This window comes from Streptomyces sp. NPDC006326, assembly GCF_040612915.1.
In the GTDB taxonomy this organism is placed as follows: Bacteria; Actinomycetota; Actinomycetes; order Streptomycetales; family Streptomycetaceae; genus Streptomyces.
This window is the reverse complement of record NZ_JBEXRC010000030.1, coordinates 21043-34631: the sequence shown is the minus strand read 5'-3', so window position 1 is coordinate 34631 and position 13589 is coordinate 21043. Positions and strand designations below refer to the sequence as shown.

The following is a 13589-nucleotide window of genomic DNA, read 5'->3' as shown; positions in this document are numbered from 1 at the left end:
GCGCGAAAGAGTCGACGCCGTTTCGCCACGGGGCGGATAGCCGGGCCGTGTTGGTGGGAGGATGGTCCTCAGGGGGGCGCGCGCGGCCGCACGCCCCGGGCCGACCAGGGGACGACCGAAGGTGTGATCAGAAGTGGCCATTTCGCTGTCAGTGGTGGTTCTGTTGTTGGTCATCCTGGTGGTGCTCGTCCGCGGCGGCCACCTCAAGACCGGACCCGCGATCGTCGCCGTGCTCTTCGGCTTCTTCCTGGCGTCGAGTTCCATCGCCCCGGACGTCAACCGCTTCCTCAACTCCCTGGCGGACACCATCGCGGGCATCAAGCTCTAGCGGCGAAGCCGGAGTCAGGCCCACCCCGCACGGGGGTCACGCCCTCAAGGGGCCGTCCGCGAGATGCCATGGGGCAAACCGGACTATAGGCTTGAACCGGCATCAGGATGCAGAACGGACTGAGACCGTCCCTCGGCATCCGGGCGGCCGCTGCCCGGGGACCGGAACCGTCACGCCTCACCGGCCGCCCTGTCAGCGTCCAAGGCAGGTTGAATGATGAACCGGACACGTCGTCTTGCAGCACTCACACTCTTGGTGGCCCCCGCTCTCGCGGTGGGCCCTGTCCTTGCCGCACACGCCTCGACCGCTGCCGCCCCCGGCGCCGTGACCGGCGCGACGTGCAAGGTCGAGAAGGATTCGGTCGGCAAGTACCACCTGTGGGGCCTCGGATTCCCCGTCGGCACGAAGGTGACCTACTCCGGATCCACCTCCGGCTCGGTCCCCGTCGACAAGACGGGAAGGTTCGACCTCGGCGGTCTCAGCGGCGGCAAGTACGTCGTCAAGACGGCCGACGGCAAGACCACGGTCACCTGCACCGCGGTCCAGCACTGAGGGGCGCCGCCGGCAGCGGACCGCCCGCCCGGCTCCCCTTGCTCCGGAACCACGAAGGGCCAGGTCGAGGAAACATCCTCTGGCCTGACCCTTCGGTATTCAGAGCGGGCGACGGGAATCGAACCCGCGTAGCTAGTTTGGAAGACTAGGGCTCTACCATTGAGCTACGCCCGCACGACGTGCGCCGCAGGTCCGGGACCGCGGCACGGACAGCATCCTAGCGGGTCGAGACGGGGGAGTGCACACCGCTTTTCGCCCCGGCCGGGTCGTGGCGCAGGGGCGGGACCGTAAACCCCGCGCATCAGAGGGTCTCCGGGCATGTACCCTACGTGTCGCACCGACGGGGTGTGGCGCAGCTTGGTAGCGCGTCCGCTTTGGGAGCGGAAGGTCGTCGGTTCGAATCCGGCCACCCCGACCACCAGCACCACCGGCACCACTGGTACCGCCGCTCACGGTGATCGCGTTGTTAGCTGATTGCCGCTTGCGGTTACTATGCAAGCTGCGTGCCCGTGTGTCTGATGCCGGGCCGAATCCGCTGAACCGCTGAATCGCAGCGACAGCAGAGACCCCCAGCAGTCAGCCACAAGGAGACCGAACCGTGAAGAGCGCCGTGGAGACCCTGAACCCGACCCGGGTTCGGCTCACTGTTGAGGTGCCCTTCGAGGAGCTCAAGGACAGCCTCGACGCGGCCTACAAGAAGATCAACCAGCAGGTCACGGTGAAGGGCTTCCGCAAGGGCAAGATCCCGGCCCGCGTCATCGACCAGCGCTTCGGCCGCGGTGCGGTGCTGGAGGAGGCCGTCAACGACGCGCTCCCGAAGTTCTACACCGAGGCCGTCAACGAGGCCGACCTGAACCCGCTGGGCCAGCCCGAGGTCGACATCACGGAGCTGAAGGACGGCGAGCTGCTGGCCTTCACCGCCGAGGTGGACGTCCGCCCCGAGATCGAGATCCCGGACTACTCCGGCATCGAGGTCGAGGTCGACGCGGTCGAGGTCTCCGACGAGGACGTCGAGAAGTCGGTCGAGCAGCTGCGCGGCCGCTTCGCGTCCACGAAGGACGTCGAGCGCGCCGCCCAGGACGGCGACGTCGTCACGATCGACCTGGAGGCCAAGGTCGAGGGCGAGGTGCTGCCGGACGGCGTCGCCTCCGACGTCTCGTACACCATCGGCTCCGGCGAGCTCCTCGACGGCATCGACGAGGCCGTCAAGGGCCTGGAGGCCGGTGGCGAGGCCACCTTCACCTCCCAGCTGAAGGGCGGCTCCGCCGAGGGCAAGGACGCCGAGGTCACCGTCAAGGTCACCAAGGTCTCCGCCCGCGAGCTGCCGGAGCTGGACGACGAGTTCGCGCAGATGGCGAGCGAGTTCGACACCCTTGAGGACCTGAAGGCCGACAGCCGCAAGCGCCTTGAGAACATGAAGCAGTACGACCAGGCCACGCAGGCCCAGGAGCGCGTCCTGGAGAAGCTGCTGGAGCTCGTCGAGGTGCCGATCCCCGAGAAGCTGCTTGAGGACGAGGTCAACACCCGCAAGCACAACCTGGAGCACCACCAGCTCGGCCAGATGGGTCTGACCCTGGAGAAGTACCTGGAGTTCCAGGGCAAGACGGTCGAGGAGTTCGAGGCCGAGACCAAGGAGCAGGCGGTCAAGGGCATCAAGACCCAGTTCGTCCTGGACGCCCTGGTCAACAAGGAGAAGCTGGGCGTCAACCAGGAGGAGCTCACCGAGCACCTCATGCGCCGCGCCGCCTCCTCCGGCATGTCCCCCGACCAGTTCGCCCAGGCCGTCGTCGAGGGTGGCCAGGTCCCGATGCTCGTCGGCGAGGTCGCCCGCGGCAAGGCCCTCGCGGTCGTCGTCGAGGCCGCCAAGGTCACCGACACCAACGGTGAGGTCGTCGACCTGTCCGACGAGGACGAGGACGAGGCCGCCGAGCAGGCCGCCGCCGAGGGTGACGCCGGGGACGCGGCCGACGAGGCCAAGTGACACCCCGGGCGCAAGCCCGCTGAGCAGTGCCCCGGAGGGCCCGTACGCAGCCGCGTGCGGGCCCTTCCGCATGCCCTGCGCAGGGGTCCGCCGCACGCCCTGCGCAGGGTCCTCCGCACGCCCCCGCGCAGGGTCCCCGCACGGCCTGCCACCGGCCCCCGGAGCTTGCGCTCCGAGCGAACAGTTCGGGAAGCGGGATGGCGTTGTCCGACCTGCGCGTTAGGGTCCATGAATACGAGGGCACGGGAGTACCCGGACGCCGGCGGCCACCGCCGCCCCGGCCGGTCCGCGCCCCAGAACGAGACGCTGAGACGGCATGTGGCCGTCGGAGACGAGCAGGTGGATACGTGACGAATCTGAAGCCTTACGCCGCGGGTGAGCCGTCCATCGGTGGCGGCCTCGGCGACCATGTCTACAACCGGCTGCTCGGCGAGCGCATCATCTTCCTCGGCCAGCAGGTCGACGACGACATCGCGAACAAGATCACGGCGCAGCTCCTCCTCCTGGCCGCCGAGCCGGAGAAGGACATCTACCTGTACATCAACAGCCCCGGTGGCTCCGTGACGGCGGGCATGGCGGTCTACGACACCATGCAGTACATCCCGAACGACGTCGTCACCATCGGCATGGGCATGGCGGCCTCCATGGGCCAGTTCCTGCTGACCGGCGGCGCCCCGGGCAAGCGCTTCGCGCTCCCGAACACCGACATCCTGATGCACCAGGGTTCCGCCGGCATCGGCGGCACCGCCTCGGACATCAAGATCCAGGCCCAGTACCTGCTGCGTACGAAGCAGCGCATGGCTGAGATCACCGCGCACCACTCCGGCCAGACCGTGGAGGCGATCATCCGGGACGGCGACCGCGACCGCTGGTTCACGGCGGAGGAGGCCAAGGACTACGGCCTCATCGACGAGATCATCTCCGCCGCGTCCCTGGTCCCCGGCGGCGGCGGCACCGGGGCCTGATCCCGGCCCCGGCGGCGCGTGCACTCCCGTACGACCCCGCCAGCCCGTACCAGGCAAGCCTCAGCCCGCAGAACGCCACCAGGACGGTGAACACCCAGATGCACATGAACAACCTCTCCCCCGCGAGCGGCCTCTACACCGGCGCGCCGGTGGACAACCGCTACGTCGTCCCGCGCTTCGTCGAGCGCACCTCGCAGGGCATCCGCGAGTACGACCCGTACGCGAAGCTCTTCGAGGAGCGCGTGATCTTCCTCGGCGTGCAGATCGACGACGCCTCCGCCAACGACGTCATGGCGCAGCTGCTGTGCCTGGAGTCGATGGACCCGGACCGCGACATCTCGATCTACATCAACAGCCCCGGCGGCTCCTTCACCGCGCTGACGGCCATCTACGACACGATGCAGTTCGTGAAGCCCGACATCCAGACGGTCTGCATGGGCCAGGCGGCCTCCGCCGCCGCGGTCCTGCTCGCCGCGGGCACCCCCGGCAAGCGCATGGCCCTGCCGAACGCCCGCGTGCTGATCCACCAGCCGTCCGGCGGCACCGGCCGCGAGCAGCTCTCCGACCTGGAGATCGCGGCCAACGAGATCCTGCGCATGCGCGACCAGCTGGAGACCATGCTGGCCAAGCACTCGACCACGCCGATCGAGAAGATCCGCGAGGACATCGAGCGCGACAAGATCCTCACGGCCGAGGACGCGCTCGCCTACGGCCTGATCGACCAGATCGTCTCGACCCGCAAGAGCAGCGCGGTCTGATCCTTGCCGCCAGTTGGCGTGGGCACGCTGTCGCATTCAGCGATGTGAACCACGTCAAGGGGGCCCCGTACGGGGCCCCCGGCAAGGTACCGTCGGATATGAGGCACCAGGAGCCGCTGAACCAGGCGTCTCCCAGGCGAAGGGGAAGCACCTCGTGGCACGCATCGGTGACGGCGGCGACCTGCTCAAGTGCTCGTTCTGCGGAAAGAGCCAGAAGCAGGTGAAGAAGCTCATCGCAGGACCCGGTGTGTACATCTGCGACGAGTGCATCGACCTCTGCAACGAGATCATCGAGGAGGAGCTCGCCGAGACCTCCGAGGTCCGCTGGGAGGAACTCCCCAAGCCTCGTGAGATCTACGAGTTCCTGGAGAGCTACGTCGTCGGCCAGGAGCCGGCGAAGAAGGCGCTCTCGGTGGCGGTCTACAACCACTACAAGCGGGTCCAGGCCGGCGAGAACGGCGGTGCGCAGGGCCGCGACGACGCGATCGAACTCGCCAAGTCCAACATCCTGTTGCTGGGCCCGACGGGCTCCGGCAAGACGCTCCTCGCCCAGACGCTGGCCCGCATGCTGAACGTCCCGTTCGCCATCGCCGACGCGACGGCGCTGACGGAGGCCGGGTACGTCGGCGAGGACGTCGAGAACATCCTGCTCAAGCTGATCCAGGCGGCCGACTACGACGTCAAGAAGGCCGAGACCGGGATCATCTACATCGACGAGATCGACAAGGTCGCCCGCAAGAGCGAGAACCCGTCGATCACGCGCGACGTCTCGGGCGAGGGCGTCCAGCAGGCCCTCCTCAAGATCCTTGAGGGCACGACGGCCTCGGTTCCGCCGCAGGGCGGCCGCAAGCACCCGCACCAGGAGTTCATCCAGATCGACACGACGAACGTGCTCTTCATCGTGGGCGGCGCCTTCGCCGGCCTTGAGAAGATCATCGAGTCGCGCGCGGGCGCCAAGGGCATCGGCTTCGGGGCGACGATCCGCTCGAAGCGGGAGATCGAGGCGAGCGACCAGTTCCAGGAGGTCATGCCGGAGGACCTGGTGAAGTTCGGGATGATCCCCGAGTTCATCGGCCGCCTGCCCGTCATCACCTCGGTGCACAACCTCGACCGCGAGGCCCTGCTCCAGATCCTGGTGGAGCCGCGCAACGCCCTGGTGAAGCAGTACCAGCGGCTGTTCGAACTCGACGGCGTCGAGCTGGACTTCGAGCGCGAGGCGCTGGAGGCCATCGCGGACCAGGCGATCCTCCGCCAGACGGGCGCGCGCGGCCTGCGCGCCATCATGGAGGAGGTCCTGATGTCGGTGATGTACGAGGTCCCGTCCCGCAAGGACGTGGCCCGCGTGGTCATCACCCCGGACGTGGTCCGCTCGAACGTGAACCCGACGCTGGTCCCCCGCATCGTCCCGAAGGACCAGGGCCCCCAGGAGAAGTCGGCGTAGCCGATACGACGCACACGAAGGGGCGCCCGGCCCAAGGGCGGGCCCCCCGAAGCGTTACAACGGCCGCGGCCATAAAGATGACGCCTGGCGGGTTGTTTAGGTGTGCGGCGAGATCCGCGACCTGCTCCTGGGTGTAGCCCTTCTGACCCGCCAGGATCGCGGCCGCATCGCTCGCACCGACCATGGTCAGGGTGCTGTGGTCACCCCAGATGCAGATCGGGATCGTGAACTCCTTGGGCCCCTTGGCCGTGGAGTCCTTGAGGGTGTACTTGGCTTCCTGGCACTTCATCACGGCGCCCTTGAAACCGGCCGGGGTCATCGCCTGGGGGCTTCCTACGAGCTCGACCGTCGTCTTGCTGCCGTCGCTGGCGTTGGTCTTGGCCAGGGCGAAGTACGCGTCGACCGCCTTCTCGGGGTCGGCGATCTCGCCGTAGACGCCGTCGAAGTTGAGCGCCTTGGCCGTCAGCGGGTTGCTCGGGTCGCCCGCCTGGTACTTCTGCTCCACCTGGGTGGGGTTCTTGACGCCGACGGCCTCGGCCTCCTTGCGCTCCTTGTCGGTGAACGTGCCCGGCTGGGACTTCGGGTTCTTCTTGAACTCGTTGACCGTCTCCGGGGCGACCAGCTTGTAGCCCTTGGTGTCAGCGGCGACCGGGCCCGAGGCCGAGGCGCCGCCGCCCTGCGTGAAGTACCAGCCGGCGCCCGCGATCACCGCCACCGCGACGACCACGCCGATGACGATGCCGGCCTTCGACTTCTTCGGCGGCTGCGGCATGCCGTACGGCGGCTGCGGGGGCATGCCCGGCTGCTGCTGGTAGCCGTAGGCCGGGGGCTGCTGGGGGTAGCCCTGCGGGGGGACGCCCGGCGGCGGGGGCTGCTGCGGGTAGCCGTAGCCGGGCTGCGGGGCGGGCTGCCCGTACGGCCCCGGCTGCGGGCCCCCGTACGGCCCCGGCTGCTGCGGCGGCTGGGCCCCGTACGGCCCCGGCTGGTTGTAGCTCATACCCGCGTCCCCCTTCAGAGATCCTTATGCGTTTCACACATCCTGTCGGAAGCCGAACACCCCAAGGCCCCCCGGGCCCCCGGATTACCGGTTTCATGACTGGACTGTTACGGCCCTAAACTGTGCCCCGTGACCGAGAACACGCAGACACCCAGCAGCCCCAACTCCGAACTGCCGACCCAGTACGCGCCGGCCGAGGTAGAGGGGAAGCTCTACGAGCGCTGGGTAGAGCGTGGGTACTTCACCGCCGATCCCGCGAGTGAGAAGCCCTCGTACACCATCGTCATCCCCCCGCCCAACGTCACCGGCTCCCTGCACCTGGGCCACGCCTTCCAGCACACGCTCATGGACGCCCTCACCCGCCGCAAGCGGATGCAGGGCTACGAGTCGCTGTGGCTGCCCGGTATGGACCACGCCGGTATCGCCACGCAGAACAAGGTCGAGCAGCAGCTCGCCGAGGAGGGCAAGTCCCGTCACGACCTCGGCCGTGAGGCGTTCGTCGAGCGGGTCTGGCAGTGGAAGGAGGAGTACGGCGGCAAGATCCTCGGCCAGATGCGCCGCCTCGGAGACGGCGTCGACTGGTCGCGCGAGCGCTTCACCATGGACGAGGGCCTGTCCAAGGCCGTCCAGACGATCTTCAAGAGGCTCTACGACGACGGCTTGATCTACCGCGCCGAGCGCATCATCAACTGGTGCCCCCGCTGTCTGACGGCCATTTCCGACATCGAGGTGGAGTACCAGGAGGACGCCGGCGAGCTCGTCTCCATCCGCTACGGCGAGGGCGAGGACAGCCTGGTCGTCGCCACCACGCGCGCCGAGACGATGCTCGGTGACACCGCCGTCGCCGTCCACCCCGACGACGAGCGGTACAAGCACCTCGTCGGCAAGCAGATCAAGCTGCCGCTGACCGACCGGACCATCCCGGTCGTCGCCGACACGCACGTCGACCCGGAGTTCGGCACCGGCGCCGTCAAGGTGACCCCGGCGCACGACCCGAACGACTTCGCGATCGGCCAGCGCCACGGCCTGCCCTCCATGACGATCATGGACGAGCACGGTGTCATCACCGTCCACGGCCCCTTCCTCGGCCAGGACCGCTACGAGGCCCGGTCGGCCGTCGTCGGCGCGCTGCGCCAGCAGGGCCGGATCGTCGCCGAGAAGCGCCCCTACCTGCACTCCGTCGGGCACTGCTCCCGCTGCAGCACCACCGTCGAGCCGCGCCTGTCGCTCCAGTGGTGGGTCAAGGTCGAGACGCTGGCCAAGGAGGCCGGCGACGCCGTCCGCGACGGCCGGGTCGCGATCCACCCCGAGGACATGTCGAAGCGCTACTTCGACTGGGTCGACAACCTCAACGACTGGTGCATCTCGCGCCAGCTGTGGTGGGGCCACCGCATCCCGGTCTGGTACGGCCCGGACGGCGAGGTCGTCTGCGTGGGACCGGACGACGAGGCGCCCACCGGCGAGGGCTGGACGCAGGACACCGACGTCCTCGACACCTGGTTCTCCTCCGGCCTGTGGCCGTTCTCCACGCTCGGCTGGCCGCAGCAGACCCCGGACCTGGAGAAGTTCTACTCCACCGACGTCCTGGTCACCGGCCACGACATCATCTTCTTCTGGGTCGCCCGGATGATGATGTTCGGCCTGTACGCGATGGACGGGAAGCCGCCCTTCAAGACGATCGCGCTGACCGGCCTGGTCCGCGACGAGCGCGGCAAGAAGATGTCGAAGTCCTTCGGCAACGTCGTCGACCCGCTGGACTGGATGGACAAGTACGGCTCCGACGCCGTCCGCTTCACCCTGGCCAAGGGCGCCAACCCCGGCACCGACGTCCCGATCGGCGAGGACTGGGTCCAGGCCTCCCGCAACTTCGCCAACAAGATCTGGAACGCCACGCGCTTCGCGCTGATGAACGGCGCCACCATCGAGGGCGAGCTGCCGGCCCCCGAGCAGATGTCGGCGACCGACCGCTGGATCCTTTCCCGCCTCAACAAGACGGTCGCGCAGGTCGACGCGTACTACGAGGACTTCCAGTTCGCCAAGCTCAGCGAGGCGCTCTACCACTTCGCGTGGGACGAGGTCTTCGACTGGTACGTCGAGCTGTCGAAGACGACCTTCTTCGCGGGCGGCGAGCCCGCGAAGGTCTCCGGGCGGGTCCTCGGCGAGGTCCTCGACGTCATGCTGCGCCTGCTGCACCCGGTGGTCCCCTTCGTCACCGAGACCCTGTGGACCACGCTGACCGGCCGCGAGTCCCTCGTCGTCGCCGAATGGCCGAACGACAGCGGCTTCCGCGACGAGGCCGCCGAGGCCGAGATCGAGAACCTCCAGGCCGTCGTCACCGAGGTCCGCCGCTTCCGCGCCGACCAGGGCCTGCAGCCGGGCCAGAAGGTCCCGGCCCGCCTGGACCTCGCCGGTACGGCGCTGGCGGCGCACGAGGCTGCCATCCGCCAGCTGCTGCGCCTCCAGCCGGAGGGCGAGGACTTCAGCGCCACCGCCACCCTCCCGGTGGCCGGCGCCACGGTCGCGCTGGACCTGTCGGGCACCATCGACGTGGCCGCCGAGCGCAAGCGGCTCTCCAAGGACCTCACGGCCGCGGAGAAGGAGAAGCAGCAGGCCGAGGCGAAGCTGGGCAACGAGGCCTTCCTGGCCAAGGCCCCCGACAACGTCGTGGACAAGATCAAGGGCCGGCTGGCCAAGGCCGAGGCGGACATCGCCCGGATCACGGCCCAGCTGGACGCACTGCCCGCCGCCTGACGTAACGCGGAGCGTTTCCCCGCCTAACAAGCGGTGAAACCATCGGCCCCCGAGCACACTGCCCGGGGGCCGACGCGTAGGGTGACACCGGCCCCAGGGGTAGCCCGCGACGGGCAGGGGCCGTTGTGGGGAGAGGGGGTCTCGAAGTGTTACGTCGCGAACTGAAGCGGCGCGATGTCCTCTGGGGAGCGGCGGCCACCGCGGCAACGGGCGGAGCCCTCGCCGGTGTGGCGGCCTACAGCACCTCGCGCGCGCCCGCCGCAGGACTCCAGAAGGACCTGCTGACGCGGGACCCCAAGGCCTCCCCGGCCGCGCAGGCCGTGTACCGATTACTGGCCGGCCTGGAGGCGGACGCCCGCGCCGGACGGCGCCGCGGCACCCTCATAGGCCAGCACGCCGAAGTGCACAACGAGCGGTACAACCCGGAGTACGGCGACCACACCGGTCCCAAGCCGCCCGGCTACTACTACCGCAAGCCCCAGGACATCACCGGGAAGCTGCCGGCCTTCCTCGAACTGGACCTGGGCCCCGGATACCAGCAGGACGGCTGGGGCGTGGGCGAGGCCCGGGACTACTCGCGCGCCGCCTGGCCCGCCCGCCGCGAATTCTGGACCTATACGAACGACGTCGTCGACCTCGCCCTGGGCGTGTGGCACGGACTGCCCCGCAAGGCGGACGGCTCCTACAACCCGACCGGCACCGAACAGCTCTGGAACGGCACGAAGACGACGCTCCCGACGAACGGCGGAGCGCCGGCCGGCCTGGTCGGGATGTCGTTCCACCAGCCCTGGCCGGGCAGCCCGGTCAAGAGCTACGACCAGACCCTACGCCGCAACGCGCCCGCGGCGAAGGACCCCGGATGGATCGACCGGGTGCTCACCCCCGGTTCCCCCGAGCACGCGGCGCTGCTGCTCGACCTGTCCTTCCTCGCCGACCACCTCGGCTACCTGGCCGCGTACGACGTACCCGTACTGCTGCGCCCGTACCACGAGATGAACGCGCTGGGCGGGGAGCAGAGCTTCTGGTGGGCGGGGCTGAAGCCCGCGCAGTACACGGCGTTGTGGAAGCTGCTCTACCACTACCTGGTGGGCTCCCGCGGGCTGCACAACCTCATCTTCGTATGGGCCCCCGCGGCCTGGGACGGCGTCCACGGCACCGACCCCTGGGACTTCTACCCGGGAGCCGAGTACGTGGACGTGGTCGGCGTCGACGACTACAGCGGATCGCCGGAGAACCCCTTCGACGCCGTCGCCTGGACGGCGCGGTGGCACCAGGGCCTGAAGGACTACGGCAAACCGCGGATCCTCGCCGAGTCCTTCCACGTACCGCTGGGCGCGGCGCAGCGCACCACCCTCGACCAGGCGCCCTGGGTGCTGTGGACCGTGTGGGGTGACGGGCTGACGGCGAAGAACGCCCCGGCGGACGTGAAGCAGACCTACGACGACCCCAAGACCATCACCGGGGGCCGGGAGTCCGGCCCCGCGGGGGTGCAATGGCCCGCCTTGCACGCGGGAAACCCCGAATAGGAGTTGAAGTTGAGCATGTCAACGCCACGTCCGCACCGCGTGGCCGCCTTCGTGGCCATGGGCTGGGCGGGCATCCTGCTCCTCTGGGCCCTGTACAACTGCTTCTGGCAGGTCGGCGTCGCCGACTTCCTGCAGGGCATCGTCTACTACGGCACGGCAGACGGCTCCGGAACCGCCGAGACGTTCAACCTCAACTGGGGTGTCGTGTACGTGGCGGGCGGCCTGCTGGTCCTGCGGGGCAACAGCCTCGGCCGGGGCATCGTCATCGGCGGCGCGGCCATCGAGGGCTACAACCGGGTGCGCAGCCTGACCGGCGCGCTGTTCGACGACAAGCAGACCGAGTACTTCACCTCCACCCTCCAGGGCGGGTTCAAGCTGGCGACCTTCGCCGCCGGCGTCCTCGTCACCGGCAGCCTCATCGTGCTGCTGCTGCGGGACTTCGCCGCGTACGAGCCGTGGCAGCCGCCGGTGAACCCCTGGACCCAGCAGGCGAACGAGGCCCGGCAGGCCCAGGAGCAGGCGCAGCGCGCGGCAGGGCAGCAGGCGTACCAGCAGCAGCCACAGCCGTCTTCGCCGCACGGGTACGGGCCGGCGCCCGCCTACCCGGGCCGGCCCGGGCCGCAGCAGCTGCCGCAGACGGGCTACGCCCAGCCCCAGCCGCAACCCCAGCAGCCGCAGACCGGCTACGCCCAGCCCCAGCCGCAGCCGCAGCCCCCGCAGCCGGGTTACGGATCCGGTCCGTACGGCGGCCAGGCCCCCTGGCCGCAGCAGCCCCCGCCGCCCCAGCAGTCCTCTCGACCGTAGGAATCCAGAAGGACCCTGCCCATGACCCTCGCTCCCGTACACGAGCCCGCGACGACCTCCCGTCGCGACGCGAAACTGGTCCAGCGCCATGCGGACTGGAAGCCCGGCGTGCCGGCCTTCCTGCTGCCCTTCCTGCTCCTCGCCGGCTTCGGCCTGTGGGCGTACGAGCCGAACCCGACCCCGCTGGGCTGGACGCTGTCGATCGTGTGGTCGCTGCCCGGCTTCGGCGTCATGGTCGGCCTCCAGGGCGCCCTGCTGATCCGCCGCCGGCTGCGCAAGGCGCACGAGATGGTCCCGCCGGCGCCGGTGGAGGAGGACTTCCTCATCGTGCTGGTGCCGACCATCGGCCGCCACGACACCTACCCGGCCCTGGAGCGCTCGGTCCTCAGCTACGTGGACCACCTCCCCCCGTACTTCCCGCGGATGCGGGTGGACGTCCTCACGGAGGAGGGCTGCGAGGCGGCCGAGCGGATCGACGGCCTGGCCGAGACGAACCCCCTGATCCGCGTGGTCACGGTGCCCAAGGCGTACGAGACGGCGAACGGCACGCGCTTCAAGGCCCGTGCCAACCACTACGCGCACGAGCTGCGGATCGCGGAGGGAGAGGCGCTCGACGACGTGTGGGTGCTGCACATGGACGACGACACCGGGGTCGGCCCCGACACCGCCACCTCCGTGGCCCAGTTCGTCAACCGCCAGCGCCGGGCCGGCGAGGACGGCAAGCACATGGCCCAGGGCATCCTGGCCTACCCGCGCGAGAACGCCGTCAACCGCTTCACCTGGCTCGCCGACGCGGTCCGGCCCGCCGACGACATAGCCCGCTTCCGGGCCCTCACCGGACTCGGCACCCCCGTCGCCGGAGTGCACGGCGAGCTGCTGCTGCTCCGCGCCTCCGTCGAGGCGACCATCGGCTGGGACTTCGGTCCCAAGGCCATCGTCGAGGACGCCCAGCTGGCACTGACGTTCTGTCGTATGTACCCGGGCCGCAGCGACTGGTTCAACGGCCGCTGCTACGGGGCCTCGCCCGCCACCACCAGGGACTTCGTCAAGCAGCGCGAGCGGTGGGCCTGGGGCCTGGTCGCCCTGTGCTTCAACCGCACCGTGCCGTTCCGGTACCGCTGGTTCCTGCTGCTCTGCGTGGCCACCTGGGTCCTCGGGCCGCTCCAGCACGTCACGACCGTGCTCCTGGTGGCCTGGCTCATCGGCGACTTCAACACCTCGCCCGTCGCCCAGACCGTGGTGATCATGTGGGCGCTCAATTTCGCGTACGTCATCTGGACGTACTGGGAGGGGCTGCGGCTCAACGCCATGGTCTCGGCGAACGGCAAGCGGCGCTGGTGGGAGCCGCCCGTCGTGCTCGCCCTCATCCCGCTGTTCTCCGTACTGGAAGGGCTGGGCGGCCTGCGCGGGCTGTTCAAGTTCCTCAAGCGCGAGGAGAACAAGTTCGTCGTCATCGCCAAGCCCGCGTGAGGAACCGAGTCCCCGC

11 protein-coding genes and 2 tRNA genes are annotated in these 13589 nt (G+C 69.3%); 11 read left to right on the top strand and 2 right to left on the bottom strand.

The genetic code is table 11. The annotated features are described in order from the left end of the window. Window positions 1–133: 133 nt before the first annotated feature. Both ABZ128_RS22675 and ABZ128_RS22670 read left to right on the top strand, forming a co-directional pair. The gene (locus ABZ128_RS22675; RefSeq protein ID WP_356850590.1) at window positions 134–328 is read left to right on the top strand and encodes a hypothetical protein; all 195 of its coding nucleotides are present in this window, start codon (window positions 134–136) and stop codon (window positions 326–328) included. Window positions 329–601: 273 nt separating this feature from the next. Further along, window positions 602–880 (top strand): hypothetical protein, encoded by a 279-nt coding sequence (locus tag ABZ128_RS22670; RefSeq protein ID WP_356850589.1) that lies wholly within the window; start codon window positions 602–604, stop codon window positions 878–880. A 103-nt stretch (window positions 881–983) separates the two neighbouring features. Here the strand turns inward: ABZ128_RS22670 and ABZ128_RS22665 are convergent. Then, window positions 984–1054, bottom strand: a tRNA-Gly gene (locus ABZ128_RS22665). Between the two features lie 167 nt (window positions 1055–1221). Here ABZ128_RS22665 and ABZ128_RS22660 point away from each other — a divergent pair. From ABZ128_RS22660 to clpX, 5 genes are all read left to right on the top strand, one after another. Further along, window positions 1222–1298, top strand: a tRNA-Pro gene (locus ABZ128_RS22660). Window positions 1299–1478: 180 nt separating this feature from the next. Next, complete coding sequence (gene tig, locus ABZ128_RS22655; RefSeq protein WP_356850588.1) at window positions 1479–2861, top strand: trigger factor; 1383 nt, start codon at window positions 1479–1481, stop codon at window positions 2859–2861. 347 nt (window positions 2862–3208) lie between these two features. Beyond that, on the top strand, window positions 3209–3826 hold the full coding sequence (locus ABZ128_RS22650) for an ATP-dependent Clp protease proteolytic subunit (protein WP_053786842.1): 618 nt from the start codon (window positions 3209–3211) through the stop codon (window positions 3824–3826). Window positions 3827–3930: 104 nt separating this feature from the next. Beyond that, the gene (locus tag ABZ128_RS22645; RefSeq protein ID WP_356850641.1) at window positions 3931–4584 is read left to right on the top strand and encodes an ATP-dependent Clp protease proteolytic subunit; all 654 of its coding nucleotides are present in this window, start codon (window positions 3931–3933) and stop codon (window positions 4582–4584) included. A 154-nt stretch (window positions 4585–4738) separates the two neighbouring features. Continuing rightward, the gene (gene clpX / locus ABZ128_RS22640) at window positions 4739–6025 is read left to right on the top strand and encodes an ATP-dependent Clp protease ATP-binding subunit ClpX (protein WP_356850587.1); all 1287 of its coding nucleotides are present in this window, start codon (window positions 4739–4741) and stop codon (window positions 6023–6025) included. On the opposite strand, the gene ABZ128_RS22635 is transcribed toward clpX, so the two are convergent. Further along, window positions 5934–7022 (bottom strand): hypothetical protein, encoded by a 1089-nt coding sequence (locus tag ABZ128_RS22635; RefSeq protein ID WP_356850586.1) that lies wholly within the window; start codon window positions 7020–7022, stop codon window positions 5934–5936. The two genes, clpX and ABZ128_RS22635, sit on opposite strands and share 92 nt — an antisense overlap. A gap of 129 nt (window positions 7023–7151) precedes the next feature. Here ABZ128_RS22635 and ABZ128_RS22630 point away from each other — a divergent pair, with 129 nt between their 5' ends. The 4 genes from ABZ128_RS22630 to ABZ128_RS22615 all read left to right on the top strand — a co-directional run bounded on the left by ABZ128_RS22630 (window position 7152) and on the right by ABZ128_RS22615 (window position 13573). Continuing rightward, window positions 7152–9773 carry a valine--tRNA ligase gene (locus ABZ128_RS22630; protein WP_356850585.1) on the top strand — a complete coding sequence of 874 codons (2622 nt, stop codon included), beginning with the start codon at window positions 7152–7154 and terminating at the stop codon, window positions 9771–9773. Window positions 9774–9919: 146 nt separating this feature from the next. Continuing rightward, window positions 9920–11299 carry a glycosyl hydrolase gene (locus ABZ128_RS22625; RefSeq protein WP_356850584.1) on the top strand — a complete coding sequence of 460 codons (1380 nt, stop codon included), beginning with the start codon at window positions 9920–9922 and terminating at the stop codon, window positions 11297–11299. Between the two features lie 15 nt (window positions 11300–11314). Next, window positions 11315–12103 carry a hypothetical protein gene (locus ABZ128_RS22620; protein ID WP_356850583.1) on the top strand — a complete coding sequence of 263 codons (789 nt, stop codon included), beginning with the start codon at window positions 11315–11317 and terminating at the stop codon, window positions 12101–12103. A 21-nt stretch (window positions 12104–12124) separates the two neighbouring features. After that, window positions 12125–13573, top strand: coding sequence for a glycosyltransferase family 2 protein (locus ABZ128_RS22615; RefSeq protein WP_356850582.1), 1449 nt, complete (start codon window positions 12125–12127; stop codon window positions 13571–13573). The last annotated feature ends 16 nt before the right edge of the window (window positions 13574–13589 follow it).

Bases quoted from the DNA above. Each gene is read 5' to 3' on its own strand.
- ABZ128_RS22645 (WP_356850641.1), top strand. From the start codon at position 3,931: ATGAACAACCTCTCCCCCGCGAGCGGCCTCTACACCGGCGCGCCGGTG.
- ABZ128_RS22635 (WP_356850586.1), bottom strand. From the start codon at position 7,022: ATGAGCTACAACCAGCCGGGGCCGTACGGGGCCCAGCCGCCGCAGCAG.
- ABZ128_RS22620 (WP_356850583.1), top strand. From the start codon at position 11,315: ATGTCAACGCCACGTCCGCACCGCGTGGCCGCCTTCGTGGCCATGGGC.
- ABZ128_RS22615 (WP_356850582.1), top strand. From the start codon at position 12,125: ATGACCCTCGCTCCCGTACACGAGCCCGCGACGACCTCCCGTCGCGAC.